Origin of the sequence: Autumnicola patrickiae (assembly GCF_031846525.1) — a bacterium.
GTDB classification, from domain to species: Bacteria; Bacteroidota; Bacteroidia; order Flavobacteriales; family Flavobacteriaceae; genus Autumnicola; species Autumnicola patrickiae.
In genome coordinates this window covers 1-23,723 of the sequence record NZ_JAVRHM010000032.1, presented here as the reverse complement: position 1 = coordinate 23,723, position 23,723 = coordinate 1, and the positions used below count along the sequence as shown (strand labels likewise).

Annotated in this window: 25 protein-coding genes; 16 read left to right on the top strand and 9 right to left on the bottom strand. The window is 40.3% G+C overall.

What is annotated here, in order from left to right; all coding sequences use genetic code 11:
• Positions 1–6 precede the first annotated feature (6 nt).
• The 16 genes from RM549_RS18065 (at position 7) to RM549_RS17990 (ending at position 14,992) form a co-directional block, all read left to right on the top strand.
• On the top strand, positions 7–837 hold the full coding sequence (locus tag RM549_RS18065; RefSeq protein WP_189602876.1) for a universal stress protein: 831 nt from the start codon (positions 7–9) through the stop codon (positions 835–837).
• A gap of 2 nt (positions 838–839) precedes the next feature.
• Positions 840–1,679 (top strand): ATP cone domain-containing protein, encoded by an 840-nt coding sequence (locus RM549_RS18060; RefSeq protein ID WP_189602877.1) that lies wholly within the window; start codon positions 840–842, stop codon positions 1,677–1,679.
• Positions 1,680–1,693: 14 nt separating this feature from the next.
• Positions 1,694–3,070, top strand: coding sequence for an MBL fold metallo-hydrolase (locus RM549_RS18055; RefSeq protein WP_311687364.1), 1,377 nt, complete (start codon positions 1,694–1,696; stop codon positions 3,068–3,070).
• A 21-nt stretch (positions 3,071–3,091) separates the two neighbouring features.
• Positions 3,092–4,594: a thymidine phosphorylase family protein gene (locus tag RM549_RS18050; RefSeq protein ID WP_189602879.1), complete on the top strand. Its 1,503-nt coding sequence runs from the start codon at positions 3,092–3,094 to the stop codon at positions 4,592–4,594.
• A 7-nt stretch (positions 4,595–4,601) separates the two neighbouring features.
• Positions 4,602–5,495, top strand: coding sequence for a ribose-phosphate pyrophosphokinase (locus RM549_RS18045; RefSeq protein WP_189602880.1), 894 nt, complete (start codon positions 4,602–4,604; stop codon positions 5,493–5,495).
• Entirely contained in the window at positions 5,492–6,136 is a 645-nt protein-coding gene (locus RM549_RS18040; protein WP_189602881.1) for a hypothetical protein, read from the top strand. Before RM549_RS18045 ends, RM549_RS18040 begins: the two co-directional genes overlap by 4 nt.
• A gap of 6 nt (positions 6,137–6,142) precedes the next feature.
• The gene (locus tag RM549_RS18035; RefSeq protein ID WP_189602882.1) at positions 6,143–6,448 is read left to right on the top strand and encodes a phosphoribosylpyrophosphate synthetase; all 306 of its coding nucleotides are present in this window, start codon (positions 6,143–6,145) and stop codon (positions 6,446–6,448) included.
• 11 nt (positions 6,449–6,459) lie between these two features.
• Complete coding sequence (locus tag RM549_RS18030; protein ID WP_189602883.1) at positions 6,460–8,604, top strand: copper-translocating P-type ATPase; 2,145 nt, start codon at positions 6,460–6,462, stop codon at positions 8,602–8,604.
• Positions 8,605–8,801: 197 nt separating this feature from the next.
• Positions 8,802–9,353 (top strand): PRC-barrel domain-containing protein, encoded by a 552-nt coding sequence (locus tag RM549_RS18025; RefSeq protein ID WP_189602884.1) that lies wholly within the window; start codon positions 8,802–8,804, stop codon positions 9,351–9,353.
• A gap of 112 nt (positions 9,354–9,465) precedes the next feature.
• Positions 9,466–10,788, top strand: a complete 1,323-nt coding sequence (locus tag RM549_RS18020) for an APC family permease (RefSeq protein WP_189602885.1) — start codon at positions 9,466–9,468, stop codon at positions 10,786–10,788.
• A gap of 60 nt (positions 10,789–10,848) precedes the next feature.
• Complete coding sequence (locus tag RM549_RS18015; protein ID WP_189602886.1) at positions 10,849–11,091, top strand: heavy-metal-associated domain-containing protein; 243 nt, start codon at positions 10,849–10,851, stop codon at positions 11,089–11,091.
• Complete coding sequence (locus tag RM549_RS18010; RefSeq protein ID WP_189602887.1) at positions 11,088–11,336, top strand: heavy-metal-associated domain-containing protein; 249 nt, start codon at positions 11,088–11,090, stop codon at positions 11,334–11,336. The genes RM549_RS18015 and RM549_RS18010 overlap by 4 nt, the downstream gene beginning before the upstream one ends.
• Before the next feature lie 150 nt (positions 11,337–11,486).
• On the top strand, positions 11,487–11,588 hold the full coding sequence (locus RM549_RS18005) for a heavy metal-binding domain-containing protein (protein ID WP_265164187.1): 102 nt from the start codon (positions 11,487–11,489) through the stop codon (positions 11,586–11,588).
• A 489-nt stretch (positions 11,589–12,077) separates the two neighbouring features.
• Positions 12,078–12,266, top strand: a complete 189-nt coding sequence (locus tag RM549_RS18000) for a hypothetical protein (RefSeq protein WP_311687359.1) — start codon at positions 12,078–12,080, stop codon at positions 12,264–12,266.
• Between the two features lie 67 nt (positions 12,267–12,333).
• The gene (locus RM549_RS17995) at positions 12,334–13,311 is read left to right on the top strand and encodes an ion channel (protein WP_189602888.1); all 978 of its coding nucleotides are present in this window, start codon (positions 12,334–12,336) and stop codon (positions 13,309–13,311) included.
• Between the two features lie 367 nt (positions 13,312–13,678).
• A complete protein-coding gene (locus tag RM549_RS17990) occupies positions 13,679–14,992 on the top strand; it encodes a PQQ-dependent sugar dehydrogenase (protein ID WP_265164186.1) in 1,314 nt (437 codons plus the stop codon).
• Positions 14,993–15,021: 29 nt separating this feature from the next.
• Here the strand turns inward: RM549_RS17990 and RM549_RS17985 are convergent, their stop codons facing one another.
• The 9 genes from RM549_RS17985 to RM549_RS17945 form a co-directional block, all read right to left on the bottom strand.
• Positions 15,022–16,392 carry an alkaline phosphatase family protein gene (locus RM549_RS17985; RefSeq protein ID WP_311687356.1) on the bottom strand — a complete coding sequence of 457 codons (1,371 nt, stop codon included), beginning with the start codon at positions 16,390–16,392 and terminating at the stop codon, positions 15,022–15,024.
• Between the two features lie 4 nt (positions 16,393–16,396).
• Positions 16,397–17,602, bottom strand: coding sequence for a metabolite traffic protein EboE (gene eboE / locus RM549_RS17980; RefSeq protein WP_265164184.1), 1,206 nt, complete (start codon positions 17,600–17,602; stop codon positions 16,397–16,399).
• Entirely contained in the window at positions 17,599–18,786 is a 1,188-nt protein-coding gene (locus RM549_RS17975) for a 3-dehydroquinate synthase (RefSeq protein WP_265164183.1), read from the bottom strand. Before RM549_RS17975 ends, eboE begins: the two co-directional genes overlap by 4 nt.
• A gap of 9 nt (positions 18,787–18,795) precedes the next feature.
• The gene (eboC, locus tag RM549_RS17970) at positions 18,796–19,671 is read right to left on the bottom strand and encodes a UbiA-like protein EboC (protein WP_265164182.1); all 876 of its coding nucleotides are present in this window, start codon (positions 19,669–19,671) and stop codon (positions 18,796–18,798) included.
• Between the two features lie 5 nt (positions 19,672–19,676).
• Entirely contained in the window at positions 19,677–20,588 is a 912-nt protein-coding gene (locus tag RM549_RS17965; protein ID WP_265164181.1) for a TatD family hydrolase, read from the bottom strand.
• 10 nt (positions 20,589–20,598) lie between these two features.
• Positions 20,599–21,438: an EboA domain-containing protein gene (locus RM549_RS17960; protein ID WP_265164180.1), complete on the bottom strand. Its 840-nt coding sequence runs from the start codon at positions 21,436–21,438 to the stop codon at positions 20,599–20,601.
• 91 nt (positions 21,439–21,529) lie between these two features.
• Positions 21,530–21,922, bottom strand: coding sequence for a transmembrane 220 family protein (locus RM549_RS17955; RefSeq protein ID WP_265164179.1), 393 nt, complete (start codon positions 21,920–21,922; stop codon positions 21,530–21,532).
• A 110-nt stretch (positions 21,923–22,032) separates the two neighbouring features.
• Positions 22,033–22,548: a DUF305 domain-containing protein gene (locus RM549_RS17950; RefSeq protein WP_311687350.1), complete on the bottom strand. Its 516-nt coding sequence runs from the start codon at positions 22,546–22,548 to the stop codon at positions 22,033–22,035.
• A 255-nt stretch (positions 22,549–22,803) separates the two neighbouring features.
• Positions 22,804–23,613, bottom strand: coding sequence for a formate/nitrite transporter family protein (locus tag RM549_RS17945; RefSeq protein ID WP_168137772.1), 810 nt, complete (start codon positions 23,611–23,613; stop codon positions 22,804–22,806).
• Positions 23,614–23,723: the final 110 nt, after the last annotated feature.

The following is a 23,723-nucleotide window of genomic DNA, read 5'->3' as shown; positions in this document are numbered from 1 at the left end:
TAAATTATGAACAATATACTTGTACCTACCAATTTTTCTGAAAATTGTCAAAAAGCAGAGGAGCTGGGGCTCAAAATGGCTAAATTTTACAATTCGGAAATCCATTTCTTCCATTACGTAAAAACCCCGGTTGACTGGGTTCGACTGGACAAACAGAAGGAAGATCTATACCCCGAAACAAAATTAAAGATTGGCAGCGCGAAGGCAGATTTGAGAGAATTAGAAAAAAAAGCAGAGGGCCTTGGACTTAAATGCAGAACCTTTTTGGAATATAATGGTGAAATAAGCAACATCCTAAGCCACTGCGGTCATTTTGAACATGATTTTATAGTTACCGGTAGTAGTGGCACAAAAGGAGGAATTCGTGAATTACTGGGAAGCAATGTAGAAGAAATAGTGAGAAAAGCCGAGGTGCCTGTCATCGTAGTTAAAGATAAGGATGTTTCTTTTCCTTTTAAAGACATTTTGTTTGTCTCAGATTTTAAAGAAGATGTGACAGAAGAATTTCAACACGTAAAATCACTTGCTGAAAAATGTGATGCACGTATCCATTTATTAAAGGTGAATACTACAACAGATTATAATAGTATTGAAAAGAGTCTGCAACCTATAAAAGATTTCCTTGAAAATTTCCCAGGGCTCACAACTTACTCAATGAATGTCTATAACGAATCGGGTGTAGAGGAAGGAATAAATGATTTTTTGATCTACAAAAATGTGGATCTTATTGCCATGTGTACGCACGGGCGCACGGGATTTTTAAGTCTCTTCTCCAGTAGCACCGTTGAAAAGGTAACCAACCATTCTGAATTGCCCGTTATGACAATTAAAATGTGACTATGAAAAGATCAGTCCTGGTTAAAAAGTCTTCGGGTGAGTATGAGGATTTCCAAATTGAAAAACTCATCAATTCCCTTAGGCGGGCGGGAGCAAATGAGGTTATTGTTAAGGATATAGCTCATAAGGTGTATGAACAGCTTGAAGAAGGGATGACCACTAAAAGGATCTATGAGGCAGCGTTTAAAATGCTTAAGGCAAAATCGAGAGTAAGTGCCTTTAAATACAAGCTTAAAAAGGCATTGATGGAATTAGGCCCTTCTGGCTTCCCATTTGAAAAGTTGGTAGGCAAATTATTGGCACACGAAGGATTTGAAACAAAGGTTGGTGTGATTGTACAAGGCAATTGCGTTCAGCATGAAGTGGATGTGATAGCGCAAAAAGGTGAAAAACATTATATGATTGAATGTAAATACCATAGTGATCAAGGCAGGTTTTGCAATGTAAAAATTCCTTTGTACATCCATTCCCGTTTTTTAGATGTGGAAAAACAGTGGAGACGTAAAAAGGGTCACCAGAACAAAATCCACAAAGGAGGTTTATATACCAATACACGTTTTACATCTGATGCCATAAACTATGGCAATTGTGTTGGCCTGCTAATGACCAGTTGGGATTATCCAAAGGAGAGTGGACTCAAAGATAGAATTGACCAGGCGGGATTGCACCCCTTAACAGCCTTAACAAGTTTAACGAAAGCTGAGAAAACAAAATTATTGGATGAAGGCATTGTTCTCTGTAAAGAACTCCACGAAAGTCCGAACTTGTTGGATAAAGTAGGGATTCCCAACTCCCGACACAAAAGAATTCTGGAAGATTCACTTGAACTATGCAAAATCTAATCCTAGAACAACCGATGAAAACTAATCAAATAAACATTCACTTTTTGGGGGCAGCAGGTACAGTAACCGGCTCAAAATATTTAGTGGATACAGGAGATAAAAAGATACTCATAGACTGCGGACTTTTTCAAGGGCTAAAGGAATTACGCCTTAAAAACTGGGAGTACCCACCTGTTAATGTTGCAAATATTGATGCTGTTTTGCTCACCCACGGCCATATGGACCATACAGGTTATCTGCCGAGGTTGGTGAAACAAGGCTTCAATGGTTCCATCTATGGTACGAATCCTACTTTGGACATTGCAAAAATCATATTGAACGATAGTGCAAAAATTCAGGAACAGGAAGCAGAACGTGCCAATAAAGAAGGCTATTCCAAACACAGTCTCGCAGAACCGCTTTACAATTTAAAGGATGTAGAAAAAACCATTCCGCATTTTAAGGGCATTCCACAAGCACAATGGATTCCGTTATTTGATGGTATCAGGGCTCGGTTCCAGTACAGCGGGCATATTCTGGGTGCAACTTATATTGAGTTGGATATTTATGGAAAACGCTTTGTCTTCTCTGGAGACATTGGTAGAACCAATGATTTATTGCTCTATCCACCCCTTAAACCAAAAAAAGCGGATATACTTTTCGTTGAATCCACTTACGGAGGAAGGTTTCATCCTGATGAAGTAGAAGCGCTTCCAAAAATCGAAAAATTAATCAACGATACCATCAATAGAGGTGGCAGCTTATTTATTCCCAGTTTTTCGGTAGAGCGTGCCCAACTAATGATGCTTATCTTTTGGAAATTACTCAAGGAGAACAAAATCCCTAAAGTTCAAATGATTATGGATAGCCCAATGGGTGCCAACGTATTGGAACTGTTTCATAGAACTCGGGATTGGCACAGATTGGAAGACAACGAATGTGACGAAATGTGTTCACATTTTACACTTGTTAGCAGTTATCGCGAAACAATGGAATTAAGAACTGATAACAGACCAAAAATTGTAATTGCAGGGAGTGGAATGCTCACAGGCGGAAGAATGCTCAACTATCTTGAAACACAGGCACAAAATCCAAATAACACCTTGCTTTTTGTAGGCTATCAAGCTGAAGGCACACGTGGTAGAAAGCTGTTGGAAGGTGAGAAAGAACTAAAAGTCTATGGAATATGGGTGCCTTTCAATATGCAGGTCGCTGAAATTGAAGGTCTCTCGGCACACGCAGACCACGCAGAACTTATAGAATGGATGGGCGACATTAAAAATAAGCCCGAACGTATATTCATTGTCCACGGTGAAAAAGAAAGTGCAGAAGCATTACAAAAAGGTATCAAGGAAACCTATGGATGGAATACAGAAATTCCGCAATTATACACCATCGAAGAAATAGAATAAATCCCAGCAATCAATAAAATAATGGACCCACACTCAAACATACTAAAATATAAACATCTCGGGATTTACACCCAAAACGAATATGTAGTGTATATGCGTGAGGATTGCCACGTCTGTAGTTCTGAAGGGTTTGTAGCACTAACAAGGATCAGGATATCAAATGCAACCACCTCAATCGTCGCAAGCTTGAACGTTTTGAGTTCCGGCCTTCTTTTACCAAATGAAATAGGCCTTTCGGATGCTGCAGCAAAAAAACTGAATGTTTCCCAAAATGAAATGCTGTATGTTTCCCATTTGGAGCCTATTGAATCGTTAAGCCACGTAAGAGCTAAAATCTATAATCAAAAACTGGATTTTAAAGCCTATAACAACATCATCAACGATATCGTAGAAGGCAATTATTCTAACATTCACCTATCGGCATTTATTACAGCCTGTGCGGGCGACCGAATGGATATTGATGAGATATGCGACCTTACTAAAGCAATGATAGCTTCAGGAAGACAGTTGGACTGGAGTAAAGATATTGTGGTCGATAAACATTGTATTGGTGGTTTACCAGGCAATAGAACAACCCCATTGGTAGTAGCTATTGTTGCCGCTTATGGACTTACAATGCCTAAAACTTCGTCACGTGCCATCACTTCACCAGCTGGTACAGCAGATACGATGGAAGTATTGACCAATGTAACGCTCTCTTCCGAAGAAATAAAAGCTGTAGTCGAAAAAGAAGGAGGATGTTTTGTCTGGGGAGGTACAGCGCAATTAAGTCCTGCCGACGATGTGCTCATTAAAGTTGAAAAAGCTTTGGATATCGATAGTGAAGGTCAGCTCATCGCTTCTGTACTTTCTAAAAAAGCGGCGGCAGGTTCTACTCACGTTGTCATTGATATTCCAATTGGTGAAACCGCCAAGGTTCGCAGTACTGAAATGGCTCTAAAATTAAAAAATCATATGGAAACCGTTGGCACTGCTGTTGGGTTGAAGGCAAAAGCTGTGGTTACTGATGGAACGCAGCCTGTTGGAAGGGGTATCGGTCCCACTTTAGAAGCTATTGATATATTAAAAGTTTTGAAAAATGAAGCTGATGCACCTAAAGACCTAACAGAAAGAGCATTGCTTTTAGCCGCTGAACTATTTGAGCTTTCTGGAAAAGAAGAAAAAGGAAAGGGACTGGAAACAGCACGTCAAATTCTCAAATCTGGAAAAGCTTATGAAAAATTTGTGGCCATTTGCAAAGCACAAGGACGCTTTTCAAAACCTGTTTTAGCACCTCATAAGATGGAAATTACAGCCGAAAGATCCGGAATTTTAAAAAGAATTGATAACAGAAAAATAGCGAAGCTCGCAAAGCTTTCAGGAGCACCTCAATCTATTTCGGCAGGAATTCTATTAAATATCCATTTGGGAGAACAAATAGAAAAGAATCAATTGCTATATACTTTATATGCTGAATCCAAAGGCGAACTTAACTATGCATTGGAATATAAAAATAACCATAACGACATCATAACCATAATTTAAACGTGCTATGAAAACAATATTATTTAGCCTTCCCGGAAATGAAAAACTTACAGAGCTTTTAGCAAAAAAAATGGATGCTGAAATAGGGAAAGCCAACGTGCGTAAATTCCCTGACGGGGAGTCATACACGCGTATATTATCTGATGTTAAAGATAAATGTGTGGTACTGGTATGCACCTTGCACGAACCGGACGAGAAACTGCTGCCTCTATATTTTTTAAGCCACACAGCCAAATCCTTGGGAGCAATGTGCACCTGCTTGGTAGCACCCTATTTGGCGTATATGCGTCAGGACAAAGTATTTAATGAAGGTGAAGGAGTGAATTCCGGTTTTTTTGGAAAATTGATTTCAGGTTTTGCCGATAGCATTATCACAGTTGACCCTCATTTGCATAGAATTAGTTCTTTGGGAGAAGTGTATCAAATTCCAAATAAAGTAATTCACGCTGCTGATGCCATTTCAGAATGGATCAAGAAATACATCAAAAACCCGGTACTTATCGGGCCCGATTTGGAAAGTGAACAATGGGTTTCCGAAGTCGCTAAAAATGCTGGCGCACCTTTTACGGTATTACAGAAAGTACGTCACGGCGACCGTGACGTGGAAGTCTCTGTTCCTGATATGGATAAGTACAAGAATGCCACACCCATTTTGGTAGATGATATTATTTCCACCGCGCGAACAATGATTGAAACCGTACAACATCTGAAAAAAGCAGGAATGAAACCCCCTATCTGCGTAGGCATTCACGCCGTTTTTTCAGGAAATGCCTATCAAGATTTATTGGATTCCGGAGTAGAAAAGATAGTTACCTGCAATACCATTCCGCATCCATCCAATGGCATAGATTTAAGCAATATTATTGCAAAAGAGGTAAAGAAATTAATGCACCATATATGAGAAAACAAGGATTTATAGTACTATTTATCTTATTCAGCATCACAATGACTGGACAAACGGAAATGCTTATAGGGCAGATTTCAGGCAGAGTGGTCATTCGTGAGAATTTTGATGAAAAAGGTGCTTTTCTCAATAAACAAATATTTGAAGCGGGTGAAACAATAAAGAAAAATGGATATTATGAAATTGAGGTAGTTACAGAATTGTTGGATAAAGACAAAAAATTGACCGATAAATACACCACGACCTATCTCTGTAAGCCTGATGAAGCCAGTATTATAATAATGGCTTTGCCGTTTTCCAACCCAAAATCAAGGCAGACCAAGGTTAATACCACCTCTGAAAAATTTAAAAGGCTTTACGATTTGGACAACCTTGAAAATATAGAATTGGAAATGACTTTTGATTCGGGACTGCTCGATTTTTTTGGTTCCAAAAGTATTATAAAGATATATGACCGAAAGTTCAATGACAACAAAAAAACTATTAATTCAAAGATCAATATTAAGACCTATGCGTGGGGGATTCGCATTAAGCAACTAAATTATACTGTTAACGAGAAATTAAATGGACAAGGTCTATTGAACTTTCAAGAATTTATCGAAGAAGACAACAGTTATTTTACAATGACTTATAAATAAAAGAAAATGAATAATTATGACACCCTTTCAGAAGCTGTGAATGGCCTCCAGGCCAGAGGTTACAAATATGATTTTAATTTAAAGCCTCACTGTCTTGAGTGCCCCTCTTTAAAGCTGGAGATACACCCACAGGATTTTTTGGTCAATGAAGTATATAGATTTGAAGGAATGAGCAGTACAGATGACAACAGTATATTATTTGCTATCTCTTCCCGTTATGGGGTCAGGGGGATTTTGGTAGATGCATACGGTATCTATTCAGAAAATATTTCGGAAACAATGCGAACCAAACTAAGACAAATTAACCAGTAAATTCAGGAATTATGGAACATCACGACGAACACAAGGAGGAGTCAAAGAATTCAGCGAAGCGGGAAGCAAGAAAAGAAGAAGCTAACTTAAAGGATGACCTTGCTGAAAAAACAAAACATGGGCACAATAAGGCGATGGACCGGGACATGATGGATCATGACAGGGGGAAACATGACGATGATGAACCCGCTCATGGCCATGCAGGTCATGATCACCATAAAATGATGATTGAAGATTTTAAGAAGCGTTTTTGGGTAACTCTTGTTTTAACTATCCCAATCCTCTTTCTGTCGCCAATGATCCAGGATTTCTTTGGGTACAAATATCTTCTACCAGGAAATAAGTACATCCTTTTTGCCCTCTCGACTGTTGTTTACTTCTATGGAGGCTGGCCATTTTTGAAAGGCTTTTGGTCTGAAGTGAAAAAAGCTGCCCCAGGGATGATGACCCTCATTTCTATGGCAATTACAGTGGCTTATCTCTACAGTTCTGCCACGGTCTTTGGTCTCGAGGGTGTTGACTTTTTCTGGGAACTCGCTACGCTTATTGCTATTATGCTGGTAGGGCATTGGATTGAAATGAAATCTGTTTTGGGTGCTTCCAAAGCTTTACAGCTTTTGGTGAGTATGATGCCTGCGGAAGCGCATCGGGTAAACGGAGATCAGATTGAAGATGTAAAGCTGGATACGCTAAAAAAAGGAGATATAATTCTTGTTAAACCTGGTGAAAAAGTGCCTGCAGATGCTATAATCGTGGAGGGTGAAAGCTACCTGAATGAGTCGATGCTTACCGGGGAATCAAAACCGGTAAAGAAAAGTACAGATCAAAAAATAATTGGTGGATCTATTAACGGCAATGGATCCTTAAAGGCTAAAGTCGAACATACCGGGAAGGATAGCTATCTCAATAAGGTGATCACTATGGTGGAGGAAGCGCAAAAATCCAAATCCAAAATGCAAAACCTTTCCGACAGGGCCGCAAAATGGTTGACCTACATAGCATTGGGTATTGGTTTTGGCACTCTTGCGGTTTGGTTGATCTTAGGCTTTCCTTTTGTGTACGCACTTGAGAGAATGGTGACGGTTATGGTCATTGCCTGCCCCCATGCGCTAGGACTGGCAATTCCACTTGTAGTCGCAATTTCTACAGCAGTATCTGCCCAAAATGGATTGTTAATTCGTAACCGAACGGCTTTTGAAGAATCCCGAAAAATTACCGCCTTACTTTTTGATAAAACCGGAACCCTTACTAAAGGGGACTTCGGCGTCACCCGTATCGAATCTGTGAATGATAAATTCTCCAAGGAAGAGATTCTAAGGCTTTCCAGCGCGTTAGAACAGAGTTCTGAACACCCTATTGCTGTTGGGATCATCAAAAAAGTAAAAGATGATAAAGTCCCTATTCCAAAACCAGAAAACTTTAATGCCATTACCGGCAAAGGAGTCGAGGCCACTGTAGAGGGAAAAGAGGTGAAAGTAGTAAGTCCTGGATACTTGCGGGATGAAAATATCAACATCCCCGAAGATGCCTATAGCGATGCAGCCGAAACTGTGGTTTTTGTATTGATCAACGGTGAATTAGCCGGGTATATCGCGCTTGCCGATGAGATTAGACCCGAGTCTGCAGACGCCATCAGGATATTTAAAGAGAACAATATTAAAGTTTTTATGGCAACAGGGGATAATGAGAGGACCGCTAAAGCAGTTAGTGACAAACTCGGTCTGGATGGATATTATGCAGAAGTCTTACCCCATCAAAAAGTGGAAATAGTTAAAGAATTGGAAAGTAAGGGAGAATTTGTGGCCATGACCGGTGACGGGGTTAATGATGCGCCGGCTTTGGCTCAGGCGAACGTTGGTATTGCAGTAGGTTCGGGAACAGATGTGGCTGCAGAAACTGCCGATATCATCCTGGTCAACAGTAATCCTCAGGATATTGCCAATCTAATCCTTTTTGGAAAAGCTACTTATGATAAGATGATTCAGAACCTGGTATGGGCAACGGGTTATAACGTTGTAGCCATTCCATTAGCTGCCGGAGTACTTTATTCCACAGGTTTTGTGTTAGGACCTGCCGTTGGGGCCGTGTTTATGAGTTTGAGTACAGTTATTGTTGCAATTAATGCGCAGTTACTGAAGAAAAAGATTGGAAAATAAGTGAAAAAGTCTTGGTAAATATCATTTAATTTTCACGAAAAATTCTTCAATAGAGACACTACAAAGGCTAAAATATGTCTTTCTCCCTGATTAGAATTTTAAAAGGAAATTAAGGATTCTATTTTTACTTTGAAAAATAAAATGTTTAGTTTTAAATGAAATGTGTTGAAATAATTAAACCCGTTTAAAATTGAGATATGACGAGACACAGAATAATGATACAGAAGTGGAAATATGATGAGGTTGGTCAGGATATAAAAAGAAGTACCTCAAGAGATCCTAATGAGATTTCTGCACCACTTGAACATTTGGAAGAGCTTAAGAACAGCGACTACAAAATTGATGATCATTTTTCCAGGATTTATGGAAGGCAGATAGTTGATGCTACTGGAACAAGAGTGGGAAAGCTGAAGGATTTTTTGTTCGACAAAACCCAGAAAAGAATAAGATACCTCGTTGTGGGATTAGAGATAAATGTAAAAGAGGATAAGGATGTTTTAATTCCCATAGGAAGAGCAGAACTAAATCAAGAGAAACAAAAAATTGTTGTTCAGGAACAAGTAAGTGCTGAGAAACTAAAAACATTGCCCACCTATAAAAACTTAAAAAGTCTCGCTATTGAAGATGAAAAGAAGACTCTGCTAATTTTTTCCGCAAAACAAAAGGAGGAAATCAGTTATACGCAAGGGAATTTTTACAACCAGGAGGATTTCAATGAAAGGACTTTTTTCGGTTCTGATGAAGAATGAGGAAATGCAGGTCTACTTATAGTCAAAGGAATTCAGCTTATTAAATGAAAGCCCGGAATTTCCTTTTTTTGAAGTTATATTGAAGGTTGATTGATTTTTTTTAAAGAATTATATGTCTGAATATAAAAAGAACAGCCTTTCCCTTACCGGTGCGGTGGCAATGGGAACAGGTGTAATGATTGGTGCAGGGATTTTTGCGCTCCTTGGGCAGGTGGCCGAACTCTCCGGGGAATACTTTGCATATGCTTTTATCCTGGGAGGAATTATTTCCGGTTTTAGTGCCTACTCTTATATTAAAATGTCCAATGCTTATCCTTCAGCAGGAGGGATAGCTATGTACCTGCAAAAAGCGTATGGCAAAGGAACTATTACAGCTGCCGCATCTTTGCTCATGGCCTTTTCTATGATTATTAATGAAAGCCTGGTCGCCAGGACATTTGGGAGTTACACCTTGCAGCTATTTGATGCTGGGGAAAGAAGCTTCTGGGTTCCAGCCTTAGGGGTAGGATTGCTTATAACAGCCTTTGTTGTAAATATTCTTGGAAATAAAGCAATTGGAAAAATCTCCCTTTATATGGCAGCTTTAAAAATTGGAGGTTTAATTATTTTTGCAGCTGGAGCCCTTTGGGCTTCCGGGGTGGATCTGGATGCGGCTGTTCCTTCTGAAGAACGCAAAAACAGCATTGTTGATTATGTTGCTGCACTTGCCTTATCTATTTTGGCATATAAAGGTTTTACTACTATAACCAATAGCGGGAGTGAAATTGAAAAGCCTCACAAAAATGTTAGTAGGGCCATAGTAATTTCTTTATCAACTTGTGTGGTAATCTATTTTTTAGTAGCTCTGGCTGTAGGATCGAATCTTTCTATTACTCAAATAATAGAAGCAAAAGATTACTCGCTTGCGGAAGCTGCTCGGCCCCTGTTCGGGGATTTTGGATTAATCTTTACCGTTGGAATTGCTATTATAGCAACGGTTTCCGGGGTGATCGCCAGTATTTTTGCAGTTTCCCGGATGACAGGAATGCTCACAGATATGCATTTAATCCCCCATAGCCATCTTGGAATGTCTGGAACTATCCAAAGGCATATGCTGATATATATAGTAGTAATTGCAATTATCTTGACCATATTCTTTGACCTAAGCCGAATTGCTTCTTTGGGTGCTATTTTCTACCTGGTCATGGATATAATCGTTCATGTGGGGGTTTTGAGATATCTGAGAAAGGAAGTAAAAGCAAAATCAGCTATTTTGATTACAGCAATTATTCTTGATGTTGTTGTTCTTCTTGCCTTCTTGATTGTAAAATCTCAAACTGACATATTTATAATTTATGTCGCGGTTCCTTCTATTATTCTAATTTTTATTGCTGAATTTTTCTTTCTGAAAAACAGGTTTGACGAAGGGGAAGCTGATATGCATTCCCATGAGTAAATACAAATTCTACTTTTACAGAATAGTAGCGTAAATTATTTTAACTAAAAACGTAATTAAATGACCCATAAATATAAAATATCAGGAATGACCTGCAACGGCTGCCGAAGTACGGTGGAGAAAGCTTTGCAGGGAGTTGAAGGAGTATCTAATGTTGAAGTAAACCTTCAGAATGAACAGGCAGTTATTGAGATGAAGCAGCATGTGCCCGTGGCAAAGCTACAGCAGGCACTGGAAGAAACGAAAGGAAGCTATTCTATTGCTCTACCACTTGAGGATGAAGGTAGTTCTCAAACAATATGACGCATACCTATGCTGTTCACGGGATGACCTGCAACGGCTGCCGTAGCCGTGTCGAAAAAACCTTAAATGAAGTAGAAGGAGTCACAAAGGCTTCGGTAGACCTAGAAAAGGAAGAGGCGATGATAGAGATGGATAAACATATTCCACTTAAAACCTTTCAGAAAAAGCTGGAGGAAGATGGAGGAACTTATTCTATCACTGTGCCGGGAGAGAAACCCAAAAAACCGTCTAAAGAAAATACATAAAAAGCGACGGGAGGATCTGGAACCTTTTATTATCCAATGTACTGCGAGGAGGAAAAAACCTACAACAAACCCGGGGATTGCACGGTGTGTAGGGTGAATCTTGTGGAAGTACCGTTTTCGCAAAAGATGCCTCAGTGATTTACCTCCCTCATGCATCCTAAAACAGTAGAGGATGAAATGGGTTCCTGCCCAATTTGCGGGATGGATCTTGTGCCTATGGAAGGAGGTGTGGATGGAGATGATAAGACTTAAGAAACTGCTGAAGAAGTTCTTGACTGCTACTGTCTTCACCGTTCCTAATTTAATAGCAGCGATGTCTGAGGAAATGTTTTCAGATAATCCACTGTTAGAGCTAATGGATTGAAAGTACCGGAAATGGGTTCATTTAGGGCTATCTGTTCCTGTTGTTTTTTATGCCACCTGGATGTTTTTTGAACGAGCTTATTGAAAACAAGACCCTGGGTATTCCAGTTGCAGCAGGATTGCCGTAGTCATTTTTAGTAATACTTCTTTCACCTATAATTGCTGCCTTGGCTATTGCAGCCCTGTTGCGGTAATAGCAAATGCTTGGCGTCTTAGAGCTGCAAAGGTTTAGCATATAATGAAAATCTATGGTTCCTTGACAAAGACATTACAATCTAAATTACCATTATCCTGGGATAGTGAATGTATTTTCTAAAATAATAGAACAGGGCGAAATCCATAATAACTAATTTGTTCAAAATTGATACAAATTACGTTATGGATTTCAAAAGAGAGAGAGATGCGAATAAGCGGCTATGGTGTCTGATTTTCGCTTCAATAGTAATTGTAGAGTTGGGATGGTGGATAGCAGAAGAAGTTTTCTGTGAGCCTGTAATAGAGGTTGATTCTAAAGGAGAGAAAGAAATTTCACCTAATGATTCTTTTTTTTGTAGGATTTCAGGATGAATTTCAGGGTCTATTTATATTGGCTTCTCAAAAATTATAACATAGATAAAAACAAATAAATAATAAAATGTCAGAAACATTGCTAATCCTTGGATTCATTATACTATTAATAGCTATACATGATTTCTTTTACACTACTCTTTCCGCCAGTGGGGCGGGTTTTATTTCTGAAAATGTGGCAATTTTATCAGATAGGATACTACAGTTCTGTGTGGGGATTTTTGGGAGAAAGCTTTATAACTATCACGGGCTATTCATAAATCTCATGATCCTCGCAGTATGGCTTTCTATGATTTGGTTTGGACTTTTCCTGGTTTATTCTTCCAACCCCGAGGATATTACTAACAGTAGCGGCAGAGTAGCAAATTTCTGGGAACGGCTCTATTTTACTGGATATATACTTTCTACTCTGGGGATGGGAAATTTTAAACCTATATCGCCTTTTTTTGAACTGGTTACGAGCTGCTTTTCCTTCTTTGGATTCATTTTTTTCACCAGCTCGATGACTTATTTTCTTTCAGTTTCATCTGCTGTGGTAAAGAAAAGAACCCTGGCGAAAAGCATCCATAATTTGGGTAATAGCCCCCAGGCCATAGCAAATAAGTTACTTAGACTAGATTCCCCCTATAGTTACCTACAGATCCTTGACCTTCAGGAGAAGGTAGACGAACATTCCGTAAGTCATCAGGCTTATCCTGTTGTTCATTACTACAGTCGGTCCCAAGTGAAAGACTCGTTCAGTATTAATATCACAAGATTAGATGAGGCTTTATCAATTCTTCTTAAATCTAACAAGGGAGAAAATTTTCGGGAGGAATTGAAAATTTTGCGTTCTTCTCTGTCAGATTTTCTTCGAAATCTAGATAAAAATTTCTCCCGCAGCTTGCCTAAAGCTGAAGTTTCCCCAGGCAATGAAGATTTACCGCGCAGTTTGACTCAAAGAAACTCACAAGAGTTGGTTGAGCGTAGGCGTATTTTGGGGAGCTTGCTTAGAAGCGAGGGCCTTAGCTGGCACCAGGTCGTGGAACAGGATCAAGAAAGCTAAAAAATATGTCATAATTAACAATTATATCCTCTATTCTGAATAAAAAACTTAAAAATAAAATGTCTCTCCTAGCGGAATCGATTTTTACTATAGATAGCCATGGATAAAATTACATTCAAATATTCTTCTTTTTTTTAAAATAAAATGATAGAAATACTATTGAAGAACTAATACTTTACTCTCTTTAAAGTTAATAAGAGGATAAGTTTAAATCATAGTTAAATAGAGCGGTTAAATGTCGATTTAGTATTTATAGACTTAACAGTCATATGTCAGTCTTTAACAGCCTGTTAACCACTGCTGTATATGGTTTTGTGTACCTTGCTAACAGATTGATAACAAGGAATTCCACTAAAAATAGACCATTATGAAAATCAAATCCTTTTTCTCTTTAATCTGCTTATTAACTATATCCTTCGCAACTTTTTCGCAGGAATCGGTAGGACTGGAGGTTGTAGCAGATAATCTAGTTTCCCCTGTGGCATTTGTTGAATCTCCTGATGAATCTGGAAGGTATTTCATCGTTGACCAGGTAGGGGTGATCCGAATTCATACTCCCCAAAAAGGACTTTTGGAAGAACCATTCTTAAATCTGAAAAATAAGATAGTTGAACTAAAAGATGCCCATGAAGAACGAGGTTTGTTAGGACTTGCTTTTCACCCCAATTATAGTGAAAACGGCAGGTTCTTCGTCTATTATAGTGCACCCCTGAGTGGGGATGGTCCCGAGAACTGGGATCATACCAGCCACATTTCAGAATTCAGGGTCTCTCCGGATAACCCCGATATGGCTGACAAAGCTTCAGAAAAGATCATTCTGAAGGTCGATCAGCCACAGGATAATCACAATGCTGGGACTTTGGCCTTTGGGCCAGACAATTACCTCTACATTGCCCTTGGCGATGGTGGTGGGGCAAATGATATCGACATGGGACATGTACCTGATTGGTATGGGGAAAATGCCGGTGGTAATGGGCAGGATGTAGAGCAAAACCTGCTGGGCAGTATCCTGAGAATTGACGTAAATGGAGATGCTCCTTATAATATTCCTGATGACAATCCTTTTGTAGATAAGGAGGGAATGGACGAGATCTACGCCTACGGGCTCAGAAATCCGTACAGGTTCTCGTTTGACATGAAAGGAACCAATGATCTCATTGCGGGAGATGCAGGACAGGTACTTTGGGAAGAAGTAAGTGTGATCACAAAAGGTGGCAATTATGGATGGAACGTGATGGAAGGAACACACTGCTTCAATGCCTATAATAACGATAAAGAGAAGGAGAAATGTCCCGAAAAAGATAAGATGGGCAACCCTTTAATAAGTCCTGTGATTGAATTTAAACAAGGCGGGACCGACCATGGAGGCAAAGGCCTGGTCGTCATAGGAGGTTATGTTTACAGGGGTGAAGACCTTAGAAATATGGACGGAAAGTACATTTTTGGCACCTGGACGCAGCATCATGGAAAACCTGCGGGAGCCGTGTTCGTTTCAACTCCAAAAGAGACCGGCATGTGGGATTTTCAAGAGCTGAAAATTGCTCAGACCAACTCTACTTCAATCGGCCATTATTTATTGTCTTTCGGTCAGAACAAGGAAGGAGAAATGTTTATTCTTACAACCGATGAAGAAGGCCCTATAGGTACTACCGGCAAGGTTTTTAAAATGGTTGCTCCTTAAATAAAGTTAGCTTTATGTGATGAGCTAGTTCATTCTGAAAGTACCGCGGATCTAATCTCGTCAAAGACAGCCACAGGTTTTAAGGTTGCTTCTTTTCCCTTAGAAGAAGAAATGAAGATCGGCCAATCCCCGGTTGATTCAGGACGGCGGCCGTGGGAACCTTTTACCAGCTCAGGCTTTAACGGAACTACATCCATGAGTGTCCGGAAGCCCATCTTTTTCCGTAGTAATTTCAGACCTATTTTCAGCTTGGGGAATTTTATGTCAGGATCGATAAAAAGCTCGGCAGGGTCATATCCCGGCTTCCGGTGAATGTCGACTGTTCGGGCGTAGTCAGGAGCTTTTTTGTCATCCAGCCAGTAATAGTAACAAAACCAGGAATCCTTGTCGGCAATAGCAATAATATCTCCGGCACGTTCATGATCCAGGTGATACTCCTTTTTCTCTTCTCCTGTAATTAACTTTTCAATTCCGGGTAGCTCCCCTAGCAGTTTTCCTATTTCAGAAATCCTGCTTTTGTCCCTGACGTAAATGTGGGCGAGCTGGTGATCACAAACAGCAAAAGCTTCACTGGCGCCAGCATCAAAAACATCATAACCCAGTTCCTCCCTGACAGCGATACAGTTTTTTTCCCTTAGCAGTTTGTTGATATAAACAGGACGTTCTACTTCAGTTATTCCATATTCAGAAAGTAAAATTACTTCAGCACCTTTAGATTCATAGTAGTTGATAAGGTCCTGACAAATTTCGTCCACCTGTTTCAGGTCTTTGTCAATATTGGGATGATGTGAATCCAGGCGCTGAAAATTATAATCCAGGTGTGGAATATAAATGAGAGTCAAAGTGGGATCATTTTGTGCATCGACCATCTTCGAGGCACGGGCGATCCATTTTGAAGCCTCAATTGAGGTGGCAGGGCCCCAGAATTTGAACAGAGGGAATTGTCCTAATTCCTTCTGGAGATCTTCTCTTAAATGGGAGGGGAAGGTATAGATATCCGGAATTTTCCTGCCGTCTGCAGGATACATGGGGCGAGGGGTGATCGAGTAGTCCACAGAAGAATACATATTATACCACCAGAAAAAATTTGCACAGGTGAAATCCGAATCTTTTTTCTTCAGCGTTTCCCAAATCTTTTCGCTTTGTACAAGCTGGTTGGGTTGCCTCCAGAATTTCACTTCATTTTCCTCTTTAAAAAACCAGCCATTTCCTACAATCCCTGTCTCTTCAGGATATTTCCCTGTAAGGTAAGTAGCCTGGGCGCTACACGTAACAGCGGGAAGTACCGGATCTATAGCTCTTACGTGTTTTTTTCCTGCCCACCCTTTTAAGAAAGGTGTTTTGTCTCCCACTAAATTCTTTGAAAGTCCAACTACATTAATAACGACTGTTTTTTTCATTTTTTTACAGGTTGCTTAGCACCCAACGATATTCATGGGCAATAGATTCGGTTAAAGAGCTTTGATTCTTTTCGGGCAATACATCCCAGGTGTAGGTCTCTATCTCAAGATGAGAAGTGATCTCCTTCAGGTTTGGTAGGGAGAAAACCCTTTCTATTTGTTGCCGGGTAGAGCAGATCCCATCATATTCCGCAGCAAAAATGGGAACGTGGAAATGAATTCGCCATTCGGTGGAATGGGTCACGGGCAAACTTTCTAAGGCAGCCGGGAGATCTTTATAACGTTCAAAAGAACCGTCGGGTAGTAAACCCACTACCTGATGTAAATAAACAGAATCTGCAAAAGCTGTCAAACGGTCCTGAATTTTTTTCCGCTCAGGTTGCTCCAGGGGAATAGCGATCTTCAAGGCTGAACTTATTTGGATTTTTCCAATCTTTATTCCTGCTTTCTCAAAATTTGCCATGACTTCAGATGGTTCCTCATAAAGAAGGGCAGAATGGCAAACATCATAGCAGATCCTAAGATGATCCAAAATGATGGCATGTGCTTTTTCCGCCGGGACCCTGAGCTTTTTTTGTAGAAGCATCCCAACATCCTGTACTAAATATTCAAAGAATGCTACCGCCTCGGCTGAACTTTCTACCATTCCATCCGGTTCGGGTTCTATATCCAGATGAATCTCTGTACCTGTACTTTCCTTCAGCTGAAAAAGCAGCTCCACAACAGCAGCGAAATTTTCAGTGATCTTCTGTTCAGTCTCCTTATTATTTTTAATATTTTTCTGAGTAAACCTGTAAGATACGGGAGATGTTGAAATGCTGCCTGAACTAATTTCCGCAGGTAAAAGCCTGGCCAAAATATGGATAAGGTCCCTGGTATATTTTATTCTTTCCTTAGTGCTCCAGTCGGGGTCATGTACCTTTTCCTTAACATGCGTGGCGTGAAAAGCGCCGTAAGGGAAGCCATTCATGGTGAATACGTACAGATCATTTTCCTTAAGCCATTTTTGAAATTCTCCCAGCCCGTTATTTTCCAGGAGACCGGCTGCAGCTTTTGCCGACAATCTCAGGCCGATGCCAAAGGGTGTCTCGGGTGATAATCTTTCCTTTAAAGGCAGGACATGCTTCTTTAGCTGTGAGAACGTGGTTGCCCAGTCTTCCGCGGGATGCACATTGGTACAGTAGGTAAGATGGTAGTTTTTGTATTTCAAGATGCCCCAATTTTTTGATCTTCCTTCTCAAGAAAAAGGATGGATTCTTTCATTTTCTCCTGATCTATTTGATGTACCTCTTTCCCCACGCCGATTTCTTCAAGAAGCATAATAGTGAGGTCCCCGCCTAAATGTTCCCGAAATTCCTGAAGGCCTTCGAGCACCTCAAATTCTTTTCCTTCGGATCGAAGTAATTCCGGCGTATATAATCTGAAACCCAGATTCCAAAGTAATTGAAGCACCTCGTCACAAGTAGATTTTTTTATCAAGCCGGTCTTCCATGAATAGACACAATCCAGAGCGATTCCTATAGCAACAGCTTCCCCGTGTCTTAAGGAGTAATTGGTGAACTGTTCCAGTTTATGAGCTGCCCAGTGGCCAAAATCAAGAGGCCGGGAGGAGCCTGTTTCAAATGCATCTCCCGAAGAGATATGTTTTAAATGAAGCTCTGCACATCTGTAAATGAGGTACTGCATACTTTCATTATCCCGGTTGACCAGTCTTTCGGTGTCATTCTTAATCCAGTCAAAAAAATTCCTGTCTTTAATAAGAGCCACTTTCACGGCTTCAGAAATGCCGCCTCGCCAGTCTCTTTCTTCTAAAGTTCGTAAAAACTGCTGATCATTGATGACAGCGAAGGGAGGGGTGAAGGTTCCCAGGAAATTCTTTTTGTTGTACCAGTTTATTCCATTTTTGACGCCCACGCCCGAATCATTCTGGGATAAAACAGTGGTGGGAACTCTTATCAGCCTTACTCCGCGATGCGCAATGCCTGCTGCAAATCCTGCGGCATCGAGCACGGCGCCTCCTCCAATAGCTACTACGAACGAATGCCTGGAAATGCCATATTTATTAATTTGATCCAGAACAGAAGTAACGTGATCTAAATTGTTCTTGCTCTCTTCGCCACCCGGTAGAATGATGGGATCGGGAAGGTCCTCGAGTTGTAAAATATCTTCGCAGTAAGTCCTGATTTTTTCCTGAAGGCCCGGTGTTTTTTCAAGTAAACCACTGTCAACCACAAATAAGAGCTTTAACTTTTTTTCTGTCTTTCGACTGAATACCTGCTTAAAAGTGGGATTTGCAGGGGCAAAAAGATCTTCGGTAAAATACACGTCATAGGCTACAGGTAGAGTGAAGCTTTGCCGGATGTTTGTTTTTTGAGCACTTATTTTGGTATTCATAACAAGGTTTTAAGTGACCGGGAACAATTTTCCGGTCAGGAAAGAAAAGGGTAAAAGAGTCAACACCACAAGCCCAAAAAAAAGACCTGCTGAGGAAGCCGCAATGGCTGCGTTCATAACAATCAGGGAGATAATCCCCACTTTTACAGCCAGGCGTATTTTTTTAGCTGAAGGTTCTTTAATAGCCCGAACAAGGGGAGGCAGGATAAGAGCTGCAAACAGTATTACAAACAGAACAGTGGAAAAGAAGTCGCTGGCTTCTGATTCATATCCCAAATATGCAATAGCTGTAATGACCAAAAGATAAAAAAAAGCTGCCACATATAAGGGTTTCCGGGTAGAACCTGTAACCTCACCTTTGCTAATGGAGGTTATGGCTGCAATGTAAATTACCGGAATGAATAGCAGGTACCAGTTTTCCGCGGTGATAGCAGGAAGTATTGACATTCCCAGGAGGAGATTTAAACCCCTGCAAAGCCCCATATTTATGGGGCCTATCCAATCAATATGTTTCCCTTTGGCGTCATAAGCGGTGGCTAAAACTGCAATAGCCACTGCCAAAAACCCTGAAACTACATTAACCACAAAAGAAGCTGCTATTCCTATCAGAAAAAGCACCACTCCCAGGGTCAAAGCCTCGCTTTTGGTTACCTGTCCACTTGGAATAGGCCGTTCCGGTCGTTCCTGTTGATCTATTTCGGCATCAAAATAATCGTTCAGGACTACCCCGCCACCATACAAGCCTGCTGTCGCCAACAATAACAGGTAGAGATCTGCACTATAAAACACGATTAAACCTCCGGCAACGATTGATGATCCCGCAAGTATATCTGCAAAAGCGGTTATGATATTTGCAGGCCTCATTAGCTTCAGGTATGGCAACATTTATTCTACTTTATTAGGATGTCCTCTTCGTTAGATTGAGAAGTCGGAATTTGTTCCCCACGTAGAACCGAATTCCCCGAGAATTTAGCATTGAGATCAATTTCTTTTTCTGTTTCCCAGTCCTCTTCTTTCATTTGTCCGCTGCGTCCAAATGCAACCAGTGCATTGCCGTAGGTTACCTTTTCAATATCCTTTTGATCAATACCTCTTCTTTGCATTAGGGCAGCTGTTTTTGGGACTGCGAGAGGATCACTAATCCCCCAGTCGGCGGCACTGTTTATGAATATATTCTTTGAACCGTATTGCTTCACAACCTCCACCATACGTTCATTTCCCATTTTGGTGTTGGGATATATAGTAAACCCTGCCCAAAAACCTCTGTCCAGAACTTCTTTGACTGTCTCTTCGTTGTTGTGGTCTATTACTACCCATTCCGGGTCAAGTCCATGCTCCAGGCATATATCCATGCTTAAAGAAGTACCTTTTTTCTTGTCCCTGTGCGGTGTATGGATCTGCACCGGTAGTTCCAGCTCTTTTGCCAGGTCCAGCTGTTTTCTGAAGTATTTTTCTTCTGCTTTTGTTTGTTCGTCAAATCCTATTTCCCCTATTCCCACAACACCTTCCTTGAGAGCAAACCGGGGCAGCAGATCCATCACTTGTTCTGCCAGTTCTTCATTATTGGCTTCCTTTGAATTAAGGCCGATGGTGCAATAGTGTTTGATCCCGAACTGACTCGCCCTGAACCTTTCCCAGCCTATAAGGCTACTGTAATAGTCTTTAAATGTGCCAACATTTGTTCGTAACTGGCCAAGCCAAAAAGAAGGTTCAATTATAGCTACAATTCCTGCCTCGCGCATACGGCTGTAGTCATCTGTAGTTCGGGATGTCATGTGAATGTGTGGATCTATAAATTTCATATGTCAATATTTAGGTGTGTATTTGAGTTTCCCATTTTTCAAGTAATTCTTCCCACTTTCGGGAATCCGGAGTTGAAGAATTTTTATGTTGCTCATAAGCAAGAACAACAGCTTCTTCATTTATGGGATCCATTTGTTTTGCCCTTGTTTTAAATTCCCGAAAGCGATTTTCAGTTAAGGCAGGAGTAATTAATCGCCAGACGAGTGGATTAAACTCCCTGCCGGCAGACCATCTTTCTGAGACCAAATCCAGCAGTAACTCAGCAAGTACCGGATTGGCACGTTCGGGGATGCCGACAATTTTCCAAAAAGGCCTCTCCATAAAAGCGGCTTTAAGTACCAGCCGATTATAAGCTTCTTCTGAAAAATGTTCATAAGGATAAGGATTTTCCAATGTAATGGTGTCAAAGACAGAGGTAGCATTAGAACGGGTACCGCTGTAAGCTATTTGGAGAAATCTTTCAGGATTAGGAAACAATGGTAGAGCTGAATAAATAGTGATTTGTTCATTTAGATCTGCAGTTTCCAACAATTTTTCAACTGTACCTGAAAATTCTTCCGGCTTCTCTGACGCAAAAGAAAGCAGAAGCAGAATTCTTGCCGCCTGCTCTGAATCAAGATTCTCCGGATGCCAATTCTTTTTCAGCGTTTGCGCCTTAAAGGTTTCTTCAGGCCCAATATTCAGATCTTTTCGGGTAATTTTTCGAGGAACCTTAGAAAAAGCTAATACCAGATCCCTCTCATTTCCTTGAGATCTGAACTTTTTTTCTTCCTCCTCAAGCCATTTTACTTCTTCTGAAGAACAAACCTCAGCGATCCAATCTAGCAGTAGTTTTTGTGGCTGTTTCATTGTGATTAAATTTTTGGTTGCAGTTCGATGTGCCAATGCCTTTTTAATATAAGAAATCTAATCTTCATCCTCTGTTGTATTTATCTTAATTTCAGCTATAGGAAGAGGTAGAGCCTTTTCTCTGTTTTCGAAAGATCAGGTTTAATAAAAGGGCAAAACTGAGAATAAGAAGCCCGAAAAATTCCCGGGTGGCTTCAATCCATGGTTTTTCATCTGACATTGATCCGGTGATATTTTCTGCAGAATGCAAGCTGAACCAGGTGTAGACGCCGTTATGAATAAAAAACAAATACACAGCGTAAGAAACGAAAACGGCCAGGCCTGCATAATGTAAAATCCTACTATCCTTCCGGAAAATCGCCAGGGTACAGATCAGTGCACCGTAGCCATATATTGACATCCATAAAAGTGGATCCGGGTCGTTGTGTTGTATAGCGGCAGAAACAAGAAAAATTACTGCAAAAAATCCATTGGCTATTTTCACGAAAAGTTGGTTTTGAACATTAGTCAGCTTCGCCCCACAAGGTGCTGGAGGTTCTCATTTAAAGTTATAAACGTGATTTAAGAAGATTAGCCGATTTAGCAAGAATTTAGTTATTCATATAGATCTATGGTCTCTTTCTCGACCGTACCTTCAAAATCTGGAACCGGACGTTCCTTTTTTTCTTCCTCTGTTTCTACTATGCCGTTTTCTCTTATGTCATTTATTAGCCATTGCATTTCCATGATCTCCCTACGCTGCGCCTTAATGATTTTATCTGCAAGCTCTCTTACCCTAACATCTTCTATTTGAGAACGTTCGCTGGTTAAAATTGCGATTGAATGGTGAGGTATCATGCCTTCCATGTAATCTGTATCTGAAACAGTTACCTGGCTTCGTACCAGCCATATCGAACCACCTATTAGTATAACTCCGAAAGCAAGAGTGAGCATATTAGCTTTTTTGTTTTTGTACATGTTGAGCATATACAATAACATAATAATGATCATTGCCCCTCCCATGATCATTGTCATAAACAATCTGGTTTCACTATACCAAAAATGATCTATAATTTGGTAAGAATGTGCATACATCAGAAAGAACATGGCAATCATTGAAGTTGCTATCATTAAAAAAAACTTTATGTAAGGCTTTTTGTTGTTTTGATTATTTTCCATTTTTAGATTATTTGGTTAGAAGTTATTTCTGATTTAAGCTTAATTTGATTGAGTATTAAACGCTTTTACAAATTAAATAGCTTGAAAATTTAATTACATAAAAATTGTGTTAAATGTAATTTTTGTCTTTGGGAGTGATTTTTTAGAATGACTTCTTTACCATTAACTTTAAAGAACTGTAGCCTTTTAGTTTGCCAGGAGTTTTTTTTAATTATCTGATTTTACCTGAGCGTGATTAATTCCTGCCACAATCATTACGCCCCCTATAATGTTTCCGATAAGGGCAGGTAGTGTATAGTTGCCGAGGACGGACCACCATCCTACCTTGTTCATAAAAGCCAGAGTAAAAGTTTCCACAGAGCCTGCTATTACATGACTAAAATGTCCGATTCCAATAATATATGACAAAATCACTATTACCCAAAAACCTGTAGTTTTCTCGTATGGTATAAGCCAAACAATCAATGCGATGAGCCATCCGGCAAATATACCCCGTAGCAAGGTCGTTTCAAACCCAGGGTCCATTGCAGTACTTCCAATTTCTGCAAAGGCCTTTTGTACGTGCGGGTCAAAAACCTCTGTACGGGCAGCCACGTAAGCTACAATAGCAGCTCCTACTAAATTAGCAACAAGAACAATTCCCCATAGGCGTAGGACGTTTAAAAGCGTCCTATAGCTTTTTTTTTCCAGAAGAGGTAATATTGGTGTTAGCGTATTTTCTGTGAACAACTGCTGCCTTCCCATAATCACAATAACAAAGCCTACGCTATAGCCGAGGTTAGAAACCAGGAAGCTCCAATCGGCATCAGGTAAATATGCCTTTAACAAGCCTTCTGAAATCATAGAAAATCCCATAGATAATCCGGCTGCAAGTCCTGACCAGAATAATGCCGAGGATGAACGGGAAAGTTCTGAGATTGCTTCTTTAAAAATAGCATCATGTATGACTTTGGCGGAAGGAGGTTTACGCTCCTCTGCCTCCCTGTACTCTGTCTGATAAGGCTTTTTTTCTTTCATATAGATTAACTGTTTCGGGGTTAAGCAAACGAGACCTTTGTGGTCGTCATTTCTTGGTCATTTTGTTCCCGCTCCACTCGAAGGCGTACACCTTTGTCTTTGTCGGTTTG